General features: G+C 65.4%; 22 protein-coding genes. 14 read left to right on the top strand and 8 right to left on the bottom strand.

Annotated elements, in window-relative coordinates:
* Positions 1 to 3 precede the first annotated feature (3 nt).
* Positions 4 to 711, top strand: coding sequence for an ABC transporter ATP-binding protein (locus HTY51_RS03330; RefSeq protein WP_174251397.1), 708 nt, complete (start codon positions 4 to 6; stop codon positions 709 to 711).
* 434 nt (positions 712 to 1145) lie between these two features.
* Positions 1146 to 1850, top strand: a complete 705-nt coding sequence (locus HTY51_RS03335) for an alpha/beta fold hydrolase (RefSeq protein ID WP_174251398.1) — start codon at positions 1146 to 1148, stop codon at positions 1848 to 1850.
* Positions 1851 to 1926: 76 nt separating this feature from the next.
* On the opposite strand, the gene HTY51_RS03340 is transcribed toward HTY51_RS03335, so the two are convergent.
* Positions 1927 to 2802, bottom strand: a complete 876-nt coding sequence (locus tag HTY51_RS03340) for an NUDIX hydrolase (RefSeq protein WP_174251399.1) — start codon at positions 2800 to 2802, stop codon at positions 1927 to 1929.
* A gap of 79 nt (positions 2803 to 2881) precedes the next feature.
* Between HTY51_RS03340 and HTY51_RS03345 the strand changes: the two genes are divergently transcribed.
* Positions 2882 to 3793, top strand: a complete 912-nt coding sequence (locus HTY51_RS03345) for an SDR family NAD(P)-dependent oxidoreductase (protein ID WP_174251400.1) — start codon at positions 2882 to 2884, stop codon at positions 3791 to 3793.
* Positions 3794 to 3801: 8 nt separating this feature from the next.
* Here the strand turns inward: HTY51_RS03345 and HTY51_RS03350 are convergent, their stop codons facing one another.
* Together HTY51_RS03350 and HTY51_RS03355 are read right to left on the bottom strand one after the other, a co-directional pair.
* A complete protein-coding gene (locus tag HTY51_RS03350) occupies positions 3802 to 4095 on the bottom strand; it encodes a DUF1294 domain-containing protein (protein WP_174251401.1) in 294 nt (97 codons plus the stop codon).
* 10 nt (positions 4096 to 4105) lie between these two features.
* Positions 4106 to 4333, bottom strand: coding sequence for an oxidoreductase-like domain-containing protein (locus HTY51_RS03355; RefSeq protein WP_254606974.1), 228 nt, complete (start codon positions 4331 to 4333; stop codon positions 4106 to 4108).
* Positions 4334 to 4435: 102 nt separating this feature from the next.
* On the opposite strand from HTY51_RS03355, the gene gshA reads away from it, so the two are divergent.
* Complete coding sequence (gshA, locus tag HTY51_RS03360) at positions 4436 to 6007, top strand: glutamate--cysteine ligase (RefSeq protein ID WP_174251402.1); 1572 nt, start codon at positions 4436 to 4438, stop codon at positions 6005 to 6007.
* 219 nt (positions 6008 to 6226) lie between these two features.
* Here the strand turns inward: gshA and HTY51_RS03365 are convergent, their stop codons facing one another.
* Positions 6227 to 6460 carry a hypothetical protein gene (locus HTY51_RS03365; protein WP_174251403.1) on the bottom strand — a complete coding sequence of 78 codons (234 nt, stop codon included), beginning with the start codon at positions 6458 to 6460 and terminating at the stop codon, positions 6227 to 6229.
* Between the two features lie 129 nt (positions 6461 to 6589).
* Entirely contained in the window at positions 6590 to 9499 is a 2910-nt protein-coding gene (locus tag HTY51_RS03370; RefSeq protein ID WP_174251404.1) for an Rne/Rng family ribonuclease, read from the bottom strand.
* Positions 9500 to 9993: 494 nt separating this feature from the next.
* Here HTY51_RS03370 and HTY51_RS03375 point away from each other — a divergent pair, with 494 nt between their 5' ends.
* Genes HTY51_RS03375 through HTY51_RS03390 form a run of 4 tightly spaced genes read left to right on the top strand, consistent with a single transcriptional unit; the run spans position 9994 to position 13086 of the window.
* Positions 9994 to 11043, top strand: a complete 1050-nt coding sequence (locus HTY51_RS03375; protein WP_174251405.1) for an RluA family pseudouridine synthase — start codon at positions 9994 to 9996, stop codon at positions 11041 to 11043.
* 7 nt (positions 11044 to 11050) lie between these two features.
* On the top strand, positions 11051 to 11716 hold the full coding sequence (locus HTY51_RS03380) for an HAD family hydrolase (RefSeq protein WP_174251406.1): 666 nt from the start codon (positions 11051 to 11053) through the stop codon (positions 11714 to 11716).
* 4 nt (positions 11717 to 11720) lie between these two features.
* Complete coding sequence (locus HTY51_RS03385) at positions 11721 to 12092, top strand: Rieske 2Fe-2S domain-containing protein (protein ID WP_174251407.1); 372 nt, start codon at positions 11721 to 11723, stop codon at positions 12090 to 12092.
* 1 nt (position 12093) lies between these two features.
* Positions 12094 to 13086 (top strand): S49 family peptidase, encoded by a 993-nt coding sequence (locus tag HTY51_RS03390; protein ID WP_174251408.1) that lies wholly within the window; start codon positions 12094 to 12096, stop codon positions 13084 to 13086.
* 15 nt (positions 13087 to 13101) lie between these two features.
* On the opposite strand, the gene HTY51_RS03395 is transcribed toward HTY51_RS03390, so the two are convergent.
* From HTY51_RS03395 to HTY51_RS03405, 3 genes are read right to left on the bottom strand one after another with little or no spacing between them, the layout of a single operon-like run.
* Positions 13102 to 14301 carry an HD-GYP domain-containing protein gene (locus HTY51_RS03395; RefSeq protein WP_174251409.1) on the bottom strand — a complete coding sequence of 400 codons (1200 nt, stop codon included), beginning with the start codon at positions 14299 to 14301 and terminating at the stop codon, positions 13102 to 13104.
* Between the two features lie 59 nt (positions 14302 to 14360).
* Positions 14361 to 15125 (bottom strand): SAM-dependent methyltransferase, encoded by a 765-nt coding sequence (locus HTY51_RS03400; protein ID WP_174251410.1) that lies wholly within the window; start codon positions 15123 to 15125, stop codon positions 14361 to 14363.
* Positions 15122 to 15724 carry a Maf family nucleotide pyrophosphatase gene (locus tag HTY51_RS03405; RefSeq protein WP_174251411.1) on the bottom strand — a complete coding sequence of 201 codons (603 nt, stop codon included), beginning with the start codon at positions 15722 to 15724 and terminating at the stop codon, positions 15122 to 15124. Before HTY51_RS03405 ends, HTY51_RS03400 begins: the two co-directional genes overlap by 4 nt.
* Before the next feature lie 25 nt (positions 15725 to 15749).
* On the opposite strand from HTY51_RS03405, the gene HTY51_RS03410 reads away from it, so the two are divergent.
* The 6 genes from HTY51_RS03410 to fabG all read left to right on the top strand — a co-directional run bounded on the left by HTY51_RS03410 (position 15750) and on the right by fabG (position 20547).
* Positions 15750 to 16298 carry a DUF177 domain-containing protein gene (locus HTY51_RS03410; protein ID WP_174251412.1) on the top strand — a complete coding sequence of 183 codons (549 nt, stop codon included), beginning with the start codon at positions 15750 to 15752 and terminating at the stop codon, positions 16296 to 16298.
* Between the two features lie 151 nt (positions 16299 to 16449).
* A complete protein-coding gene (gene rpmF / locus HTY51_RS03415; RefSeq protein ID WP_057676887.1) occupies positions 16450 to 16632 on the top strand; it encodes a 50S ribosomal protein L32 in 183 nt (60 codons plus the stop codon).
* Between the two features lie 110 nt (positions 16633 to 16742).
* A complete protein-coding gene (plsX, locus tag HTY51_RS03420; protein ID WP_174251413.1) occupies positions 16743 to 17768 on the top strand; it encodes a phosphate acyltransferase PlsX in 1026 nt (341 codons plus the stop codon).
* A 48-nt stretch (positions 17769 to 17816) separates the two neighbouring features.
* On the top strand, positions 17817 to 18794 hold the full coding sequence (locus HTY51_RS03425) for a beta-ketoacyl-ACP synthase III (RefSeq protein WP_174251414.1): 978 nt from the start codon (positions 17817 to 17819) through the stop codon (positions 18792 to 18794).
* Between the two features lie 59 nt (positions 18795 to 18853).
* The gene (fabD, locus tag HTY51_RS03430) at positions 18854 to 19804 is read left to right on the top strand and encodes an ACP S-malonyltransferase (RefSeq protein WP_174251415.1); all 951 of its coding nucleotides are present in this window, start codon (positions 18854 to 18856) and stop codon (positions 19802 to 19804) included.
* Positions 19801 to 20547, top strand: a complete 747-nt coding sequence (gene fabG / locus HTY51_RS03435; protein WP_174251416.1) for a 3-oxoacyl-ACP reductase FabG — start codon at positions 19801 to 19803, stop codon at positions 20545 to 20547. Before fabD ends, fabG begins: the two co-directional genes overlap by 4 nt.
* Positions 20548 to 20554 lie beyond the last annotated feature (7 nt).

Here is a 20554-nt window from a genome sequence, read left to right on the forward strand (position 1 = left end):
AAGATGCTGGAACTACGGGATGTACACACCCATTACGGCCTGAGTCATGTACTGCAGGGTATCAACTTGCGGGTAGGCGAGGGTGAGGTGATTGGTCTGTTTGGCCGCAACGGCGTGGGTAAGACCACCGTCATGAAGACAATTGCCGGCTGGGTCCAGCCTACGCAGGGGGAGATCATCTTCGGTGCGCGTGCGCTCAACGGCATCATGTCCGATCAGATCAGTCGCTTGGGTATCGGCCTGGTGCCGGAAGACCGGCGTATCTTCCCAGGCCTGACGGTGGAAGAGAATCTGAGGCTGGGTTTCATGCAGGCCCCGGGTCGCAGCCGTGCGGAGCAGCAGCGCAAGCTGGATGAGATCTATGGCCGTTTTCCGAGGCTGGCCGAGCGGCGGCGTCAGATGGGTACGACTCTGTCCGGCGGCGAGCAGCAGATGCTCGCCTTTGCCCGAGTGCTGACAGGCGCACCCAAGCTGCTGCTGATCGATGAGCCGACCGAGGGGTTGGCGCCCATGATCGTGGAGGAGTTGTTCGGGCTTATGCGCGGGCTAGTCAAGGAAGGTATTTCCATTGTGCTCGTGGAGCAGAATGTGCACGCCGCTCTGGAACTGACCAACCGTTTCTATCTGGTCGAGCGTGGGCGAGTCACGCTGGAAGGTGATTCAGCCGACGTGAGCTCACGTGCCAAGTTGATCGAGGGCCTCAGCGTCTAGGTCGTGCAGTGAATCTCAGCGAGCATCACTTGGTGGTTGTCCTGGTAGTTACCGCAGCGGTCATGCAGATCACTCCAGGCATCCGAAAGGCAGCAAGCGAAGCCCTTCGGCCCAAACGGGTGGCACGCCACCGCATGGCCGCATGATTCGCCTGATGAAAATGGCCTCTCCTAGCTTATCCGATGGCGAGCCTCTGCTCGTCTGCGGAGCCCCCACATGTGCGCCGGTCGAGCAGGTTTGCTTCAAATTTGGGCCACCGCGGTGCTTGTATGTTTCGATGATTCATTGCTCGGTCTGTATCCTCGCCAGAAGAGGTGCCCGGATTGACTGACGTGCCAACACTCCCCTCTCGCCATGTAGACATCCGTTGCGGGGGGAGGTCGATTTCTATTGAATACGCCTGGGTTGCGCCTGAACTAGGCGAAGCCCCGCTCATGGTCTTTCTTCACGAAGGTCTGGGCTCGCTCGCCATGTGGCGTGACTTTCCGCAGCGCCTGTGTCAGGCCTCCAACTGTCGTGGTCTGGTCTATTCGCGTCCGGGCTATGGGTTCTCCACGCCGCGTGCAGGCGATGAAAACTGGACTGTGGACTTCATGCACCGGCACGCCGAGGAGGTGCTACCGGCCTTGTTACAGGCCTTGCACGTCGATGGGGAGCGACAAGCCCTCTGGCTGCTGGGGCATAGCGATGGCGGTTCGATTGCGTTGTTGTATGCCGCCAAAGTACGTCAACTGGCCGGTGTCGTTGTATTGGCACCGCATATTTCCGTCGAGAAATGCGCCCTCGACAGCATTCGCAAGGCGCGCATTGCCTACGAAAGCGGTACCCTGCGCACACGCCTGGCGCCGTTTCACCATGACCCCGATTCGGCGTTCTGGGGTTGGAACCGGGTCTGGCTGTCACCGGAGTTCACAAACTGGTCCATCGTGGATGATCTGCCCGCCATCATCTGTCCTGTGCTGGCAATACAGGGCGAGCAGGATGAGTACGCGACGATGGAGCAGATTCGCGGCATTGCCCGCCATGTCCCTGGGTCTGTCATCCTCGAGATACCCGATTGCGGGCACGTTCCCCACCGTGATCACCGGGAGACCTTGTTGCAGAAAATTCCCCGTTTTATGCAGGGACTCCCGATCTAGTCTGTGAGCTGCGGTTTGGGGGGTACGCCGGGTGGGGCCGGTGTGCCAATCAAGACCGAGCAGAACCCACAGCTAGTTAGTCTTCGAAGAGGGCTTCAAAATTACCTTCTGGTTCAAAACGGCGGTTGCGATGGTAAAGGCGCGTCGGTCCGGGCAAGACCCGCTCGCGCAGCGTGTGGTGGGGGTCCCCGGGATAGCACAACACGCGCGTGCCGTGCTCGTCGTCGTAGGGTTCAGTCAACACCAGCGCAGGAGACCTGCCGCTGGCCTCGTCCAGTACGCTGCGAACCGTATCGTGCCGACTCAGATGCGCAAGGCTCATGATCTGCGGTGGGGCAAGTGCGATGTGACCGTCCCAGTACTGGGTTAGCGCAGCGCGCGGCCCCAGCCAAACGCTCTCGGTGGTCTCGTGGTCATCGTGCCGTGCGGTCTGTCCGGACGGCACCGCCGCGACGAAGAAGCGTGTGTCGAAGCGCTTGCTGCTGACCGAAGCCATCCTGGCCGTGATCCAGCGCGACCAGGGCAGCAGGCTGCGGGTATCGAGCTTCAGACCCAGCTGCAGCAACAACTCGGCAAAACCATGGCCCTCGCGCAGCAGGGTGGTGGCCTGCGCCACCTGATCCGCGCTGGCGCCATGCGCGTACAGCACACCCGATTCCTCGAAAGCCTCGCGCAGTGCCGCCACGTAGCAACTGGCGGCCAGTTCGGCCGCCGTTTCGGGTTCGCCCAGCGCACCGTGCAGCGCGGCCAGGGGCTGGTCCAGCTGGGGAATGAGCGCGGCGTCTTCGGCGTCGATCTTGCCACCGGGAAACACATAGGCCCCGCCCAGCACGTCGGAGGCGCCATGCCGCTTGAGCAGGAAGACCTCCAGCCCGCCCGGCGCGTCGCGCAGCATGACCACGGTAGCCGCGTCGCGTGGCGGGGTTTCGATGAGGGTGCGGTTCAGTTCCATGGTGTCGTGTGCAGGACTCGGCGGGTTTTATTCGTCCATTAAGATTTGAGCATACGCTGACAAACACAGAGGAGACAGCATGATCGACTTCAAGGGCCGGGTGGCCATCGTGACCGGGGCCGGCGGCGGCCTGGGCCGCCAGCACGCGCTGGCACTGGCCAAACGTGGCGCCAAGGTGGTGGTGAACGACCTGGGCGGCGCACGCGACGGCTCGGGCGGCTCGGCCAGCGCGGCGCAGCAGGTGGTGGACGAGATCCGTGCCGCGGGAGGGGAGGCCATGGCGAACGCCGCGTCCGTCACCGACTTTGATGCCGTCCAGGCCATGGTGCAGCAGACGATGGACACCTGGGGCCGCGTGGACATCCTGGTCAACAACGCCGGCATCCTGCGCGACAAGACCTTTGCCAAGATGGAACTGGCCGATTTCCGCCTGGTGCTGGACGTGCACCTCATGGGTGCCGTGCATTGCTGCAAGGCCGTGTGGCCGCACATGACGGCGCAGAAATACGGCCGCATCGTGATGACCACCTCGTCCAGCGGCCTCTACGGCAATTTCGGCCAGTCCAACTACGGCGCGGCCAAGCTGGCCCTGGTGGGCCTGATGCAGACCCTGTCCCTGGAAGGCGCCAAGAATGACATCCGCGTCAACTGCCTGGCCCCCACTGCCGCCACGCGCATGACCGAAGACCTGATGCCGGCCGAAGTGCTGCGCGCCCTGCAGCCCGAGGCCGTGGTGCCGGCCATGCTGGTGCTGGCCGGTGCCGACGCGCCCACCCGCACCACGCTGTGCGCCGGTGCGGGCAGTGTCGAGGCCGCCCACATCACCATGACGCAGGGTGTATGGATAGGCATCGACGAGAGCGCCGACGTGCGCCTGCAGCAGCACCTGGCCGAAGTGCTGGACCGCACCAACGAGATGGTGCCCGGCAGCGGCAGCGCACAGGGAACGCACGAGGTGGGGCGGGCGATGGCGATGCTGGGCCAGGGTTGAGCGCTTTTTCAGCGCAGCCAGTGCTTGTCCTGCAGGGAAACCAGCAGCACGAAGACAGCCATATGGATCAGGACGGTGAGCCAGAACAAGGCGAGGAATCGGGTCTTGCTGGATTTGTGGCGCAGGTGTTGCTGGGCCAGCAGCGCACCGGGCCAGCCGCCCAGCAGGGCGAAGATGTGCAGCATGCGTTCCGGTACGCGGCGCCGACCTTGCCGTGCCGCCGCTTTGTCCACGGCGTAGACGGCATAGGTGATGAGGCTCATGAGCCCATAAGCCAGGCCGGCGAGAAGGACCAGTCGCATGGGGGCACGCTCAGGCCGACAGCCGAAGCTCGGCTTCCTGCCGCCAGTACTCTGCCGCCACATAAAAACCCTCCCACACGCAGCCGTTGCAGCCGCGCCCACAGCAGGTCGTGGGCAGGGGCGGCGGAGGGCGCAGGTTCAGGCCGGCGGCTGATGCGCGCTGCTGCAATACGGCAAACATGGCCTGGGTGCTGGCCAGCGGGCCTTGGGTGATGGGTGTGCTCAGGCAGTCGCTCATGCAGGGGAATGCGCGCGTCACTTGACCCCGCGCAGCAGGGTTTATCCCCTCATGGTACCTTCCGTGTCCGATTACAAAGAGAACAGTCCGCTGGATTTCTGCATGAGCAACCCGTCCACCCCTCCTTCCCTGACCGCGGAGCGCCTGCTGGGTATCCGTCGCGGCATCGAGAAGGAAAGCCTGCGCGCGCTGCCTGACGGGATGCTGGCGCTCACGCCGCATCCGGCGGCGCTGGGTTCGGCGCTCACGCATCCGCACATCACCACCGACTACTCCGAGTCCCAGCTGGAGCTCATCACCGGCGTGCACGCAGGGGTGCAGGCCTGCCTGGACGAGCTCACCGAGACCCACCAGTACACCTACCGCACGCTGCGCGAGGCCGGCGAGGAGATGCTCTGGGTTTCCAGCATGCCCTGCGGGCTGCCTACCGACGAGACCATTCCGCTGGGGCGCTACGGTTCGTCCAACATCGGGCGCGCCAAGAGCGTCTACCGCATGGGCCTGGGCCACCGCTACGGCCGGCGCATGCAGACCATCTCGGGCATCCACTACAACTGGTCGTTGCCCGGTGTCAGCAACGCGCAGTACTTCGCGCTGATCCGCAACTTCCGCCGCCACGCCTTCCTGCTGCTCTACCTCTTCGGCGCCTCGCCGGCGGTGTGCTCCACTTTCGTCGAGGGCCGCCAGCACGAGCTGCAGTCGCTGGACGGCAAGGCGCTGTACATGCCGCACGGCACCTCGCTGCGCATGGGGCGTCTGGGTTACCAGAGCGACGCGCAGGCCTCGCTGGCGGTCAGCTACAACAGTCTGGAAGGCTACGCTGCCTCGCTGCACGACGCGCTCACACGGCCCTGGCCGGCCTACGAGGCCCTGGGCGTGCTGAATCCGGGCGGCGATTACATCCAGCTCGCCACCAGCCTGCTGCAGATCGAGAACGAGTTCTACGGCACCATCCGCCCCAAGCGCACCATCTTCCAGGGCGAGCGACCGCTGCATGCGCTGCGCGAGCGCGGCGTGGAGTACGTGGAGGTACGGCTGATGGACCTGGACCCCTTCGAGCCCGTGGGCATCAATGCGCAGACCATGCGTTTCCTGGATGTCTTCCTGCTGCATTGCCTGCAGAGCGACAGCCCCGATGACACGCCGCAGGAAATCGCCGAGCTGGCGCGCAACCAGCACCTCACCGCTGCGCGCGGGCGCGAACCCGGCCTCAAACTGCAGCGGGGTGGCCAGTCCGTCACGCTGGCGGACTGGGGGCGTGAACTGCTCGCGGCCTGCGAGCCCATTGCCCGGGCGCTGGATGCTGCCCACGGCTGCAGCGACTACAGCGCCGCCGTGGTGTCGGCCCGCGCCGCGCTGGATGAGCCTGATCGCCTGCCTTCGGCGCGCGTGCTGGCCGAGATGGCCAGCGGGCACGACAACTCTTTCCTGCGTTTCGTGCGCGCCCGCTCGCAGCAGACGCGCCGGGATCTGCTGGAGCGGCCGTGGACCGCGCAGCAGCAGGTGAAATACGATGCGATGGCACGCAAGTCGCTCGAAGACCAGCGCGCCATCGAGGCGGCCGACACCATGCCCTTCGAGATCTTTCGCCAGCAGTACGTTTCGCCGTCCCGGCTGGGATTAGGGAGGGAAGTCAGCCTTTCCGCCGTGCGCGGCGAGGCTTTTGCGGGATGAGCCGTGAGGCGCAAAACCCAAGGCAAGCCTGGACGGCTTGCCTGGTTTTGTAACGCTGCGGATCGCCCGCAAAACCACGCCCCTTCGGGTTCGAACCAAAACGGGCCCTTTGCCCACCAAACCCCTCGCGTGTGCTGTAGCACACGCTGCGTGGTGTTGGCGGGCAAATCATCCCGTTTTGGATTCGAACGCGCATGACGGAAAGGCTGACTTCCCTCCCTAACCTCGCGTACGGCGGCGCAGGAAGTATTGGCCTAAAAAAGCCAGTCCGAGCACCAGGGCGAACCAGCCCGCCACGCGTCCTCCCGTCAGCAGTTCCTGCACGGCCGGGGAACGTGCGAAGTGCGGCCCCAGCAGGACCGCCACGCCGATCAGCGCGATCACGATGCCCTTGAACAGCAGTTCCTGGTCGGCCTTGCGGCGCTCGGTTTCCTGTCGGGCGGGATTTGTCATGCAGTGATTATCGGTGCCGGGCCCCGGCCTGGCGAGTGCTGTGGTGTTGCCCGTGCATCTGGACAGTGCGGGACCCGCAACGCAAAGGGCACCCGGAGGTGCCCTTTTTCAGTACCAGCGCTGAGAAACTCAGTTCTGGGCAGAACCCTGCTCGAAGGGCAGGGTCATGTCGCGCAGGTCCTTGCGCGTCTCGACCAGGATCAGCGGACCCTCGTCAATCACCACCGGCGCCGGCCGCTCGCGCGGCACGTGCACCGGCTTGGGTTCGGCGGCGATGGCAGCCTGGACGACGGCGATCTTCCCGGCATCGGAGTTGACCCATTGCAGGCCCGCCGTACTGGCGATCTGGTCCAGGTCGGACAGGGGCAGGGTATAGGCTTGCACGCGCGGCAGCGCACGTCCGGTCGCCGCGGGGGCGGCAGCCGGTGCAACGGCCCTGGCGGGGGCTGCTGCCGGCGTGGGCGCTGTGCGGGTGTCGGCCGGTGCTGCGGCCGGCACGCTCTCGGGGCTCACGGGCGCATCGGCTGCGACGGCTTCCTGTGCCGGGCGCTCCTGGCGTTCACCACGCTCGCCACGTTGGCGGTCACGGCCGTAACGGTCACGCGAGCGGCGCTCGCGCTGGCCGTTGCTGCCGGTTTCGCCTTCGGGGCGCACGTCGTACATGGGTTGGGTGTCGGCTTCGCCCTGGGCTTCAGGCGCCAGTTGCTGTTCCGCAGCGGCTGGCAGCGGCTGGCGCAGGTCCTCGACGGGACGGCGCTCGCCTTCGGGACGCGGGCCACGCTCAGTGCGCTCACCGCGTTCCTGGCGTTCACCGCGCTCGCCATTGCGGCCACGCTGTTCGTTGTTGCGCGGGGCGCGTTCCTGGCGCGGCTGTTGCTCACCACCGGCCTCGGCCGTCTGGGGGGCGCGCTGCTCGGTGTCGCCGCGCTGACCTTGACGGTCGCCACGATCGCCACGGTTGCCTCGTTCCTGGCGCTCGCCGCGCGGCTGATCACCGCGCTCGCCACGACCACGCTGCTCACCGTTGCGCGGGGCGCGTTCCTGGCGCGGCTGCTGTTCACCGCCGGCCTCGGCCGTCTGGGGTGCACGCTGCTCGGCGTCGCCGCGCTGGCCCGGGCGTTCGCCACGGTTGCCGCGCTGTTCGCTGCGATCACCACGTTCCTGGCGCTCACCGCGCTCGCCCCGGCCTCCGCGGCCGCCACGCCCCCGGCCTTCGCCGCGACCTTCGCTGCGGCTGCCGTCACGGCCGCCACGGCCTTCGCGTTTCTCTTCCTTCTTCTCGGCGGTCTTGGCCGGCTCGGCGGCCGGCTTCGTGCCGAACAGACCCTTGAGCCAGCCGACAAAACCTGCGCTGGCCGGCTGCTCGGCCTTGCGCGCCACGGGCTTGGCTGCTGCCTGCGGCTCGGCCACCGGTTTCGGTGCCACGATCGGGGCCGGTGCATCGGGCAACACACCCTTGATGACCGGGGTCTGCTTGTTGGTCGGTTCCTGCGAGCGGCGCGTGACGGCGGTGGGATCCTCGATCTCCTCGACCATCTGGTAGCTGGCCTCGATGTGGTCCAGACGCGGGTCGTCGTGCTTGAGGCGCTCGAGCTTGTAGTTCGGCGTTTCCAGCGACTTGTTGGGCACCATCAGCACGTTGAGGCGCTGCTTGAGCTCGATCTTGGTGATCTCGTTGCGCTTCTCGTTGAGCAGGAAGGAAGCGACGTCCACCGGCACCTGTACGTGCACGGCAGCGGTGTTGTCCTTCTGGGCCTCTTCCTGGATGATGCGCAGGATCTGCAGGGCCGAGCTCTCGGTGTCGCGGATGTGGCCGGAGCCGCCGCAACGCGGGCAGGGGATGGAGGCACCTTCGGAGAGGGCCGGGCGCAGGCGCTGGCGGCTCATCTCCATCAGGCCGAACTTGCTGATGGTGCCGAACTGCACGCGGGCGCGGTCCTGGCGCAGGGCATCGCGCAGGCGGTTCTCCACTTCGCGGCGGTTCTTCGACTCTTCCATGTCGATGAAGTCGATCACGATCAGGCCGCCCAGGTCACGCAGGCGCATCTGGCGCGCCACTTCGTCGGCGGCTTCCAGGTTGGTACGGGTGGCGGTTTCCTCGATGTCGCTGCCCTTGATGGCGCGCGCCGAGTTCACGTCCACCGAGACCAGGGCTTCGGTGTGGTCGATCACGATGGCGCCGCCCGAAGGCAGGTTGACCGTGCGGGCGTAGGCCGACTCGATCTGGTGCTCGATCTGGAAGCGGCTGAACAGCGGTGCGTTGTCGCGGTAGCGCTTCACGCGGGCGGCATGCTCGGGCATGACGTGTGCCATGAACTGCTGGGCCTGCTCGTACACGTCGTCGGTGTCGATCAGGATGTCGCCGATGTCGTTGTTGAAGTAGTCGCGGATGGCGCGGATCACCAGGCTCGATTCCTGGTAGATCAGGTAGGCGCCCTTGCCGCCCTTGGCAGCGCCGTCGATGGCGGTCCACAGCTTGAGCAGGTAGTTCAGGTCCCACTGCAGTTCAGGCGCGGCGCGGCCGATGCCGGCGGTGCGCGCGATGATGGACATGCCGTTGGGGTACTCGAGCTGGTCGAGCGCTTCCTTCAGGTCGGCACGGTCGTCACCTTCGATGCGGCGGCTCACGCCACCACCACGCGGGTTGTTGGGCATGAGCACGACATAACGGCCGGCCAGCGAGACGAAGGTGGTCAGGGCGGCGCCCTTGTTGCCGCGTTCTTCCTTTTCCACCTGGACCAGCAGCTCCTGGCCTTCCTTGATGGCGTCCTGGATGCGGGCCTGGCTGACCGATACACCCTGCTGGAAATAATTGCGGGAGATTTCCTTGAAGGGCAGGAAACCGTGGCGGTCTTCGCCGTAGTCGACGAAGCAGGCTTCCAGCGAGGGCTCGACGCGCGTGACGACGGCCTTGTAGATATTGCCCTTGCGCTGTTCGCGCCCTTCGACCTCGATTTCGTAGTCGAGGAGCTTTTGTCCGTCGACGATGGCCAGGCGGCGTTCTTCGGCCTGCGTGGCGTTGATCAGCATCCGTTTCATGGGATGGTTTCCTTTACATCAGTACACATGCCCTGTGCGGGCGCACGATGCCGGAACTGACGCTTCGAAACGGATGGAATTGCCGGAGAACCGCAGGCTCAGTGGGTGAGCCGCGGCATAGGCGCGTGGATGGGGGCGAGGGGAGGTGAGTGTGGGGCCACCACCAACTTGGTGGCCCAGACGGCCCGCACTGCGGGCGCTGACGGCTGATCCGTGCCGATGAACAGCGCGCGTACGCGCTGCAGGCACATGAGTATCAGGCTCATCAACACAAACATTTCGCTTTGATCCGGCTGCCAGCTTGTGGCTGGCAGCACTGGGTATTCCGTTCAGTGTTTCAAGGCGTCGGTTGCGCCTCCCACTGGGCAGGCCACGGCAAGCAGCTGGCTTGCGGTTTGCGTACCCGGTGGTCGGTGACATCGACCTTCCAGCGCGGCCGGTGGTGTCATGTGGACTAAACTCCAGACAAATCAACCACTTACAGCTCGTCGCTAGTGAAACACATTATAGGGGGCAAATCGGCCCCTGTGAGCCCAGAAGTCAAACAGGTGACGGTCGATGAAGAATCGGCCGGCCAGCGCCTGGACAACTTCCTGCTGCGCCAGCTCAAGGGCGTGCCCAAGACCCATGTCTACCGCATCATCCGCAGCGGCGAAGTGAGGGTTAACAAAGGCCGGGCCTCAGCGGATACAAGGGTCGAGCCCGGTGATGTGGTGCGGGTGCCGCCGGTGCGCCTGTCCGAGCGGGCCACGGAAAAGGCCGAGGCCATGGCGGGGCTGGTGGCCAAGGGGGCGCCAGCGCGCGAATTCCCGGTGCTGTTTGAGAATGATGCCGTGCTGGCCATCGACAAACCGGCCGGGGTGGCGGTGCACGGTGGCTCGGGTGTGAGTTTCGGCGTGATCGAGCAGCTGCGCATGGCCCGGCCCCAGGCCAAATTCCTGGAACTGGTGCACCGGCTGGACCGTGAGACCAGCGGCATCCTCTTGCTGGCCAAGAAGCGCAGTGCGCTCAAACACCTGCAGGACCAGTTTCGCGAGCGTGAGACCGGCAAGACCTACCTGGCCCTGGTGGCCGGGCAGTGGCCGCTGAACAAGAAGGTACTGGACAAGCCCCTGCACAAATACCTGCTGGAGGATGGTGAGCGCCGCGTCAAGGTGGTGGCGCGCGACGACCCGGACGGCATGAAGTCCGTCACCCTGGTCAAGGTGCGCAGCCGCTCGGAGGGGGCAGTGGTCCCGTCCGCCACGGGCTACAGCCTGCTGGAGGTGACCATCAAGACCGGCCGCACCCACCAGATCCGCGTGCACCTGGCTTCCGAAGGCCTGCCTATCGTGGGCGACGACAAGTACGGCGATTTCGAACTCAACAAGGCCTTGCAGAAACCCGCCGCCCCGCAGGGACGAGTGCCTCTGCGCCGCATGTTCCTGCATGCCTGGCGTTTACAGTTCAACCATCCGGCCAGCGGCGAGCGTATCGAACTGCTGGCCCCCTTGCCGCCGGAGCTGGAACAGTTCCTGGCCCAGGCCATTCCCGACAAGATCTGAAGATTTCATGAGCTCCCGACCAAGACAGTACGACCTGATCGCCTTCGACTGGGACGGCACGCTGTTCGACTCCACGGCCATCATCACGCGCTGCATCCAGAACGCGGTGCGTGACGTCGGCGGCACCGTGCCCGGCGACAAGGAGGCCGCCTATGTGATCGGCATGGGCCTGATGCAGGCGCTGGCGCATGCCGCGCCCGATGTGCCGGCCGACAAATACCCCCTGCTGGGTGAACGCTATCGTTTCCACTACATGGCGCACCAGAATGACCTGAGCCTGTTCACCGGTGTGCTGGAACTGCTGGCCGACCTGAAGCAGCGCCACCACTGGCTGGCCGTGGCCACGGGCAAGAGCCGGCGCGGCCTGGACGAGGTGCTGCACACGGTGCAGCTCAAGGGCGTGTTCAACGGCTCGCGCACTGCCGATGAAACCGCCGGCAAGCCGCATCCGCGCATGTTGCAGGAGCTGATGCGCGAGTTCGGCGTGGAGCCCGAGCGCACGCTCATGATCGGCGACACCACGCATGACCTGCAGATGGCGCTCAATGCCGGCTGCCCCAGCGTGGGGGTGAGTTATGGCGCCCACGAGCCCGAGGCCTTCCATGCCCTGCAGCCGTTGCATGTGGCGCATTCGGTGCGCGAATTGCACGACTGGCTGTTACACAACGCCTGAAACCATGGAGGCAGCAGAACTGATCCCCCTGTGCAACTCGGCTGACCTGGCCGACGGCGGCCTGGGTGTGCCTTTTGACGTGGTCTACGGCGGCCAGACCTGCCGCGCCTTTGCCATCCGCTACGCTGGCCGGGTGCAGGCTTACCTGAACCGCTGCACGCACGTGGCCATGGAGCTGGACTACCAGCCCAACCATTTTTTCGACATCACCGGCCACTGGCTGATCTGCTCCACGCATGGTGCCCTGTACTCGCCCGAGTCCGGCGCCTGCCGCGGCGGGCCCTGCCGCGGTGGGCTGGTCAAGATCGCCCTGACGGAGCACGATGGTGTCGTGCACTGGCATACTGCCTACAACCTGAAACCTCTCGAGTTCTGACATGAGTGACAACTTTGGCGCCGAATCCGGCAGCCCTAAACAGGAAGCATCCACGTCGGCGGCCCAGGCCCCGGGCTGGGAGCGCGCCGTGCTGGAAAAACTGGCCTTTGCCGCGCTGGAGGAACAGCGCGCGGCACGACGCTGGAAGATCATCAGCCGCCTGGGCTGGCTGGCTGTTTTCGGGGTGCTGGTCTGGCTGGTCGCCGGTCTGGGGAACTCGGGGTCTGCTCCGAGTACGCGCCATACTGCCCTGGTGGAGATCCAGGGTGAGATTGCCTCGGACAGCGAGGCCAGTGCCGATCTGGTGGTGGGTGCGATCCGCAACGCCTTCGAGGACCATGGGGCCCAGGCCGTGGTGCTGCTGATCAACTCGCCCGGCGGCAGCCCGGTGCAGGCCGGCATCATCAACGACGAGATCCGCCGCCTCAAGGCCAAGCACAAAAAGCCTGTCTATGCGGTGGTCGAAGAGGCCTGTGCCTCGGCCGCCTATTACATCGCCGTCTCGGCTGACAAGATTTACGTCGACAAGGCCAGCATCGTGGGCAGCATCGGCGTGCTGATGGACGGTTTCGGCTTCACCGGCCTGATGGACAAGCTGGGTGTCGAGCGTCGCCTCATGACGGCCGGCGAGAACAAGGGTTTTCTCGACCCCTTCAGCCCGCAGACCGAGAAGCAGCGCGCCTTTGCCCAGGCCATGCTGGACCAGATCCACAAGCAGTTCATCGACGTGGTCAAGACCGGGCGCGGCAAGCGCCTGAAGGAAACGCCCGACATGTTCAGCGGCCTGTTCTGGACCGGCCAGCAGGCCGTGGAACTGGGCCTGGCCGACCAGTTGGGCAACCTGGACTACGTGGCGCGCGAGGTGGTCAAGGCCGAGGAGATCGTCGACTACACGCGCCATCCCAACGTGGCCGAACGGCTGATCAAGCGCTTTGGCGCGGCCATCGGCGAGGGCTCGGTCAAGGCCGTGCGCGCGCAGCCGGCCTGGCGCTGAGCCAGCAGCCCAGTATCAAGCCGGACTGCCGGGCCGTTGGCCTGTCTGCTGTGCGGCCGCGGGGGCGAGTTGCCGGTAGCCGTAGATCCGTTCCGGAGGCATGCGGGCGACCAGCGTCTTGTCGGCCACGGGCCCGACGATGGCGTACTGCGGTTGTGATGTGTCGCGCTGGACAGTGTGGACCGTCGGATGGCCCTTGTCATCGGTGATAGCTGCCACCAGTGGGCATTTGACGCTGTCGGTCCGTCGCATCACGACCCCGATCTCTCCGCTGCTCAGCTTCACGAGCTCACCTGGCGGATAGAGTCCGAACTCCTTGATGACGGCCGATGAGAGCGGGCTGCCATGATCTTCACGGAACAGTTGCCGGGCCGCCTCCTGGATCGGCAGTGCAGCCCGCAGCTTGCGCGGGCTGATCTTGGACGTGAAGACATCGGCGACACGCAAGGCGACCGCCAGATCGGTGGGGTCGGTCCGGCCCCGCGGATAACCGTTGCCATCCGCATGCTCGTGATGCTGGGCAATGGCGGTCAACCAGTCGCCATCGGTTACGCCGGCTTCGGTCAGCCATTGGACCGCCAGTTCCGGATGTGCATGAATCTGCGTCTTCTGACTTTCACGCATGGGTTCGTCCTGCTCGGCCATCACGCCCTGCAGCTGCAGGATCGGCATGTTCATGGTGAGCGCCGCGTGCACCAGACTCAGAACCTTGGCTTGCGGCCATTGCAGCCGACGCGCCATCAGCAGACAGAGAACGGACGCATGGATGGCGTGGTTGTAGCCGTAGTAATACAGGTGGGCCGATTCCTGCCGGACCATGTGGTACAGGGCCATGTCCACGTCCTGGTCCACCAGAGCGATCAGCCGGCTGGCAAAGTCGGTGATCTGACCCGGCGAGGGCGGCGCCTCCGGCAGCTTCGCCATGAGCTGGTGCATCTCCTCGGCGCTCTGGCCCCAGAGGCTGAACAGATTCTCCGGACGTTTCAGGGCGGAGAGGCTGGCCCGTTCTTTTTCGGCCAGGTCCGCGAGGTGAGCGACCGCACGGGCTTCCTCGATGTCGACGAACGCACCACGGGTCAGCAAGGCATCGAGCAGCTCCTCGCTCTCGACGATGTGGCCTCGCGATAGCAGGAGCCGGGTGTTCTCGTCACGGATGTTCCATGGCAAGGGCTCCCCAAGCCTGACCTTCGAGCGGGGCAGTCGAAGCAGCTTCATGCCGGACCATTATGGGGACGATCCTCCCGGGCAACAAGCGGGGTTGCCCTGCGATGGGGTCAGCGTCCGATGGCGTAGACCGCCGGCGTATCTTTGTCTGGCGCCAGCGGCTGCTGCTTCCAGTTCTTGACGGTGTTGCTGCGCAGCTGCGCGGTGGCCAGTGTCAGCCCGCTGGCCACCGCCAGACGGGTGTTGTGCTGCAGGGTCTTGAGCAGGGCTTCCTGCAGGGCGGCGTTGCGGTAGGGCGTTTCGATGAAGAGCTGGGTCTGGCCGCTCTTGAGCGCCAGCGACTCCAGATCGCGGATGCGCGTGGCGCGCTCGGCGGCGTCCTGCGGCAGGTAACCGACGAAAGCAAAGTTCTGGCCCGAGAGGCCGCTGGCGGCCAGTGCCAGCAGCAAAGAGACTGGCCCCACCAGCGGCACCACCGTGATGCCGAGTTCGTGCGCGGCTCGCACCACCGAAGAACCCGGATCAGCCACGGCGGGCATACCGGCTTCACTCAGCAGCCCCAGGTCTTGGCCAGCCAGGGCCGGGGCCAGCAGCGGCCTGGCGTCGAAGCCTGTGCTGCCGTGGTCACCTTTTTTGTGCACTTCGCGCGGCAACTCCTGGAGGTCCAGTGACTGGATCGGGACTGCCAGAGGATGCAGTTCACCCACGCGCTTGAGATAGGCGCGGGCGCTCTTGGCGTTCTCGCAGATCCAGTGCTGCAGCCGCGCCGCCACGACCAGGGTACCGGCAGGCAGCACCTCGGTCAGCGGGGTCTGGGTGCTGCAGCCGAAGTCCAGCGGCGCGGGCACCAGATAGAGTTTGCCGGGCGTGGTCATGCTGCCCCTAGGAGGGACAGGCCCGCCGCGCGCAGCAAGCGGGCGGTGCGGATCAGCGGCAGGCCGACCAGCGCGGTCGGATCGTCGCTCTCGATGGTGTCCAGCAGGGCGATGCCCAGGCCCTCGCTCTTGGCACTGCCTGCACAGTCATAGGGGGTCTCGGTGCGCAGATAGCTTTCGATCTCGGCGTCCGTCAGATCGCGAAAGCGCACGCGCACCGGCGCCAGCTCGACCTTTTCGAAACCCGTCTCGACGCAGACCACGGCCACGGCGGTCTGGAAGATCACCGTGCGACCGCGCATGCGGCGCAGCTGGACCACGGCGCGTGCGTGCGTGCCGGGCTTGCCCAGCGGTTCGCCGCCCAGGTCGGCGACCTGGTCCGAGCCGATCACCACGGCTGCCGGATGGCGTGCGGCCACCGCGCGCGCCTTGGCCAGCGCCAGGCGCAGGGCCAGATCACGCGGGTTTTCGCCGGGCTGGGGGGTTTCATCGACTTCGGGCGAGGCCACCTCGAAAGGCAGGCGCAGGCGCTGCAACAGTTCGCGCCGGTAGGCCGAGGTGGAGCCGAGGATCAGGGGGCGGGGGGCGGGGACGCTCATGCGTCGATTCTCTTACACTGCCGGCATGACCCAAGAGTTTCATGCCCGCCGCCTGGATATCAAGGCCTTTGCCCAGGCCGGTGCGGTCCTGTCCGGCCAGGATTCACTGTCAAAATATGAGCGATTGCTCGCGGAAACGGGTGGCGTTGGCGCCGAGCGCCCGGTCCGCTGGGATGCCCGGGGCGAGCAGCGCATCGACGCCAGCGGTTTCGCCCAGATCTGGCTGCACCTCAGCGCCCAGGTTACGCTGCCGCTGACCTGCCAGCGCTGCCTGGGGCCAGCCGACATCGAACTCGCGGTGGCGCGCGACTTCCGTTTTGTGGCGAGCGAAGAGCAGGCCCAGGCCGAGGATGAGGCGGCCGAAGAGGACGTCTTGGCCTTGACCCGCGAGTTCAATCTGCAGGAGTTGATCGAGGATGAGCTGCTGATGGAACTGCCCGTGGTGCCGCGTCACGAGGTTTGTCCGACCGAGGTCAAGCTGGTCGCCCAGGACGCGGATTTCGAGGCAGCCCAGGCCGAGAAGCCCAACCCCTTTGCCGCCCTGGCCGGGCTCAAGGGCGGCAAGCCTGGCTGAGGTGGCCGGGCGGTTTGTGAAACTGCCCCAGAATCAACAAGTTAGGCTATAATTCGTGGTTTCGCGCAGCCCCAACCTGTGCCGAGCCGTCCAACCCTTGAACAACCTGTGCCGAGCGTCCGTCGCGCGGCCTGATTACCAGGAGCCAACCATGGCAGTCCAGCAAAACAAGAAGTCGCCCTCCAAGCGCGGCATGCACCGTTCGCACAACGCCCTGAACGTGCCCGGCATCGCTGTCGAGCCGACCACGGGTGAGACCCACCTGCGTCACCACATCAGCCCCAACGGCTTCTACCGTGGCCGCAAGGTGCTGAAGACCAAATCCGAAGCCTGATCATTCCAGGTTGCAAAGGGCCCGACGCTACAACGCAGGTAGCTCGGGCCTTTGTCTTGATGCTGAGTGCCTTTCCCGGTCTTTACCGCGCCTGATCGCGCTGCCAACCCATGATCACGATTGCTGTGGACTGCATGGGGGGCGATCACGGCCCCCGCGTCACGCTGGCGGCGTGCCGCAACTTCCTTGACCATCACCCGGATGCCGAGTTGCTTCTGGTCGGCCTGCCCGACCGCCTGAGCGGCCCCACCCATGCGCGCGCACGTGTGGTGCCCGCCAGCGAGGTGGTGGGCATGGACGATCCGATCGAGGTGGCGCTGCGCCGCAAGAAAGACTCATCCATGCGCGTGGCCATCGAGCAGGTCAAGGCCGGAGTTGCGCAGGCGGCGGTTTCCGCCGGTAATACCGGCGCCCTGATGGCGATTGCCCGTTATGTGCTCAAGACGGTCGAGGGGATAGACCGCCCGGCCATCGCCACCCAGTTGCCCAATGCCGCCGGTGGGGCCACCACGGTCCTGGATCTGGGGGCGAACGTGGATTGCACGGCCGAGCACCTGCTGCAGTTTGCCGTCATGGGATCGGCCCTGGTCTCGGTCCTGCGCGATGATCCCAACCCTTCGGTAGGACTGCTCAATATTGGCGAGGAAGTCATCAAGGGCAGCGAAGTCATCAAAAAAGCCGGTGAATTGCTTCGATCTGCAGCTAACTCTGGCGATTTGAATTTTTACGGCAACGTTGAAGGCAACGATATCTTCAAGGGCACGACGGATATCGTGGTCTGCGATGGCTTTGTGGGCAATGTGGCGCTGAAAGCCAGCGAGGGCCTGGCCTCGATGATCGGGGGCTTCCTCAAGCAGGAGTTCTCGCGCAATATTTTCACGAAAATTGCGGCCATCTGCGCCCTTCCGGTTCTTTCGGCATTTAAAAAGCGGGTTGACCATCGCCGTTACAACGGTGCAGCCCTGCTGGGCTTGCGCGGGCTGGTGTTCAAGAGTCACGGTTCGGCCGACGAACTTGCTTTTGAGCAGGCCCTGAACCGCGCGTATGATGCAGCCCGGAACAAGCTACTTGAGCGGGTCCAGGCCCGTATCGCGCATGCCGCTCCGCTGTTGGCCGGTGTGGCCGCCGCGGAGTAGCCCGGGCGGGCTGCCTGGCCGGCCCTGGAACCCACTACTGAATCATCCATGAGACGTTATTCCCGCATCACCGGTACCGGCAGCTTCCTGCCGCCCAAGCGCCTGAGCAATGCCGACCTGGTGGCCCAGCTGGCCGCCGATGGCGTTGAGAGTTCCGACGAATGGATCGTCGAGCGCACCGGCATCCGCGCGCGCCATTTCGCCGAGACCGGCGTGACCAGCAGCGACCTGGGCGCCGAGGCCGCGCGCCGCGCCCTGGACGCTGCCGGCGTGGCGGCCAAGGACATCGACCTGATCATTGTGGCGACTTCGACGCCGGACATGGTCTTTCCCTCGGCGGCTTGCATCCTGCAGAACAAGATCGGTGCCAACGGCTGCCCGGCTTTTGATGTCCAGGCGGTCTGCAGCGGCTTTGTGTATGCCCTGACCGTGGCCGACGCCATGATCAAAAGCGGTGCGGCGAGCCGGGCGCTGGTGATCGGTGCCGAAGTCTTCTCGCGCATCATCGATTTCAAGGACCGGACCACCTGCGTGCTGTTCGGTGACGGTGCAGGTGCGGTCGTACTGGAAGCCTCGGACGAGCCGGGTCTGCTGGCCAGCGACCTGCACGCCGATGGCAAGCATGTCGACATCCTGTGCACGCCTGGGCATGTCTGCGGCGGCATCGTTCTGGGCGACCCGCTGCTCAAGATGGACGGCCAGGCCGTTTTCAAACTGGCCGTGGGCGTGCTGGAAGAGACGGCCCGCGCGGTGCTGGCCAAGGCCGGCAAGCAGGAAAGCGACATCGACTGGCTGATCCCGCACCAGGCCAATATCCGCATCATGACGGGCACGGCCAAGAAGCTGAAGCTGCCCATGGACAAGGTGATCGTTACCGTGGACCAGCACGGCAACACCTCGGCGGCCTCGATTCCGCTGGCCCTGGATGCTGGCGTGCGCAGCGGTCGTGTCAAGCCGGGTGATCTGGTCATGCTCGAAGGCGTGGGCGGCGGCTTCACCTGGGGCTCGGTCCTGCTGAAAATGTAGGCAGGGGCTGCCACACAGGGCAGCTCCACTCCCAACCACACACTCTTCAAGTCAACACCATGAAACCGTTTGCCTTTGTCTTCCCGGGCCAGGGTTCGCAGTCGGTCGGCATGCTCGACGCCTGGGGCGACCACCCCGAGGTGCGTGAAGTCTTGCACGAAGCCTCCGAGGCGCTGGGCGAAAACCTGGCGCAACTGATCAAGGACGGCCCCAAGGAAGCCCTGGCGCTGACCACGAATACCCAGCCCGTCATGCTGGTGGCCGGCGTGGCTGCCTACCGTGTCTGGATGAGCGAGACCGGTGTGGCGCCGGCCGCCGTGGCCGGACATTCCCTGGGCGAGTATTCGGCCATGGTGGCCGCCGGCGTGCTGACGCTGTCGCAGGCTGTGCCGCTGGTGCGCTTCCGTGCCCAGGCCATGCAGGAAGCCGTGCCGGTAGGCACCGGCGCCATGGCCGCCATTCTGGGCATGGACGCGGCCAAGGTGATTGCGGGCTGCGCCGAGGTGGTGCAATCCTTTGGTCCGGATTCGAGCGAGGTGGTCGAAGCCGTGAATTTCAATGATCCGGCCCAGACCGTGATAGCCGGCTCCAAGGCGGCGGTCGAGAAGGCCTGCGAAGTGCTCAAGGCCAACGGTGCCAAGCGCGCTCTGTCGCTGCCAGTATCGGCTCCCTTCCACTCGAGCCTCATGAAACCGGCAGCCGAGAAGCTGCGCGAGCGCCTGGAGGATGTGGAACTGGGCGAGCCGCAGATTACCCTCATCAATAACATCGACGTGACGGTCGAGATCGACGCCGATCGCATCCGTGACGCCCTGTACCGCCAGGCCTTTGGGCCGGTGCGCTGGGTGGAGTGTGTGCAGGCCATCAAGGCGCATGGCATGACCCACATCGTGGAATGCGGTCCGGGTAAGGTGCTGGCCGGCATGGTCAAGCGCATCGACCCCGAATTGACCGGTATGGCCCTGTTCGATCCAGCCACGCTGACAGAAGTCCAAGGAGCTTTGGCATGAGTGAGATGAAATTCGACGGCCAGGTGGCCCTGGTCACCGGTGCCTCGCGCGGCATTGGTGCGGCCATCGCGCACGAGTTGGCCCATCAGGGCCTCAAGGTCATCGGCACTGCCACCAGCGACGAGGGGGCCGCCAGGATCAGCGCCGCCCTGGCGGCCTTCAATGGCTGCAAGGGCATCAAACTCAACGTCAACGATGCGGCAGGCTGCGAGGCCGCCATCGATGCCATCGTCAAGGAGCAGGGCGCCCTGCACGTGCTGGTCAACAACGCCGGTATCACGCGTGACAATCTGGCCATGCGCATGAAGGATGGCGAGTGGGACGAGGTGCTGGACACCAACCTCAAGGCCGTGTTCCGCATGAGCCGGGCCGTGATGCGCACCATGATGAAGCAGCGTTACGGCCGCATCATCAGCATCACCTCGGTCGTTGGCGCCTCGGGCAATCCGGGCCAGGCCAACTACGCGGCTGCCAAGGCCGGTGTGGCCGGCATGACACGTGCCCTGGCGCGGGAACTCGGTACGCGTAACATCACGGTGAATTGCGTCGCACCGGGTTTCATCGAAACCGACATGACGGCCCACCTGCCCGAAGAGCAGCAGAAGGCCCTGCTGGGACAGATTCCGCTGGGCCATCTGGGCAAGCCGGCCGACATTGCGCACGCGGTGGCCTACCTGGCCTCGCCGCATGCGGGCTACGTGACGGGGCAGGAGCTGCACGTCAATGGCGGCATGTACATGTAACGAGACA

The sequence above is a fragment of the Rhodoferax sp. BAB1 genome (assembly GCF_013334205.1).
Classification (GTDB): Bacteria; Pseudomonadota; Gammaproteobacteria; order Burkholderiales; family Burkholderiaceae_C; genus Hylemonella.

Bases quoted from the DNA above. Each gene is read 5' to 3' on its own strand.
- HTY51_RS03330 (WP_174251397.1), top strand. From the start codon at position 4: ATGCTGGAACTACGGGATGTACACACCCATTACGGCCTGAGTCATGTA.
- HTY51_RS03335 (WP_174251398.1), top strand. From the start codon at position 1,146: ATGGTCTTTCTTCACGAAGGTCTGGGCTCGCTCGCCATGTGGCGTGAC.
- HTY51_RS03340 (WP_174251399.1), bottom strand. From the start codon at position 2,802: ATGGAACTGAACCGCACCCTCATCGAAACCCCGCCACGCGACGCGGCT.
- HTY51_RS03345 (WP_174251400.1), top strand. From the start codon at position 2,882: ATGATCGACTTCAAGGGCCGGGTGGCCATCGTGACCGGGGCCGGCGGC.
- HTY51_RS03350 (WP_174251401.1), bottom strand. From the start codon at position 4,095: ATGCGACTGGTCCTTCTCGCCGGCCTGGCTTATGGGCTCATGAGCCTC.
- HTY51_RS03355 (WP_254606974.1), bottom strand. From the start codon at position 4,333: ATGAGCGACTGCCTGAGCACACCCATCACCCAAGGCCCGCTGGCCAGC.
- gshA (WP_174251402.1), top strand. From the start codon at position 4,436: ATGAGCAACCCGTCCACCCCTCCTTCCCTGACCGCGGAGCGCCTGCTG.
- HTY51_RS03365 (WP_174251403.1), bottom strand. From the start codon at position 6,460: ATGACAAATCCCGCCCGACAGGAAACCGAGCGCCGCAAGGCCGACCAG.
- HTY51_RS03370 (WP_174251404.1), bottom strand. From the start codon at position 9,499: ATGAAACGGATGCTGATCAACGCCACGCAGGCCGAAGAACGCCGCCTG.
- HTY51_RS03380 (WP_174251406.1), top strand. From the start codon at position 11,051: ATGAGCTCCCGACCAAGACAGTACGACCTGATCGCCTTCGACTGGGAC.
- HTY51_RS03385 (WP_174251407.1), top strand. From the start codon at position 11,721: ATGGAGGCAGCAGAACTGATCCCCCTGTGCAACTCGGCTGACCTGGCC.
- HTY51_RS03390 (WP_174251408.1), top strand. From the start codon at position 12,094: ATGAGTGACAACTTTGGCGCCGAATCCGGCAGCCCTAAACAGGAAGCA.
- HTY51_RS03395 (WP_174251409.1), bottom strand. From the start codon at position 14,301: ATGAAGCTGCTTCGACTGCCCCGCTCGAAGGTCAGGCTTGGGGAGCCC.
- HTY51_RS03400 (WP_174251410.1), bottom strand. From the start codon at position 15,125: ATGACCACGCCCGGCAAACTCTATCTGGTGCCCGCGCCGCTGGACTTC.
- HTY51_RS03405 (WP_174251411.1), bottom strand. From the start codon at position 15,724: ATGAGCGTCCCCGCCCCCCGCCCCCTGATCCTCGGCTCCACCTCGGCC.
- HTY51_RS03410 (WP_174251412.1), top strand. From the start codon at position 15,750: ATGACCCAAGAGTTTCATGCCCGCCGCCTGGATATCAAGGCCTTTGCC.
- rpmF (WP_057676887.1), top strand. From the start codon at position 16,450: ATGGCAGTCCAGCAAAACAAGAAGTCGCCCTCCAAGCGCGGCATGCAC.
- plsX (WP_174251413.1), top strand. From the start codon at position 16,743: ATGATCACGATTGCTGTGGACTGCATGGGGGGCGATCACGGCCCCCGC.
- HTY51_RS03425 (WP_174251414.1), top strand. From the start codon at position 17,817: ATGAGACGTTATTCCCGCATCACCGGTACCGGCAGCTTCCTGCCGCCC.
- fabD (WP_174251415.1), top strand. From the start codon at position 18,854: ATGAAACCGTTTGCCTTTGTCTTCCCGGGCCAGGGTTCGCAGTCGGTC.
- fabG (WP_174251416.1), top strand. From the start codon at position 19,801: ATGAGTGAGATGAAATTCGACGGCCAGGTGGCCCTGGTCACCGGTGCC.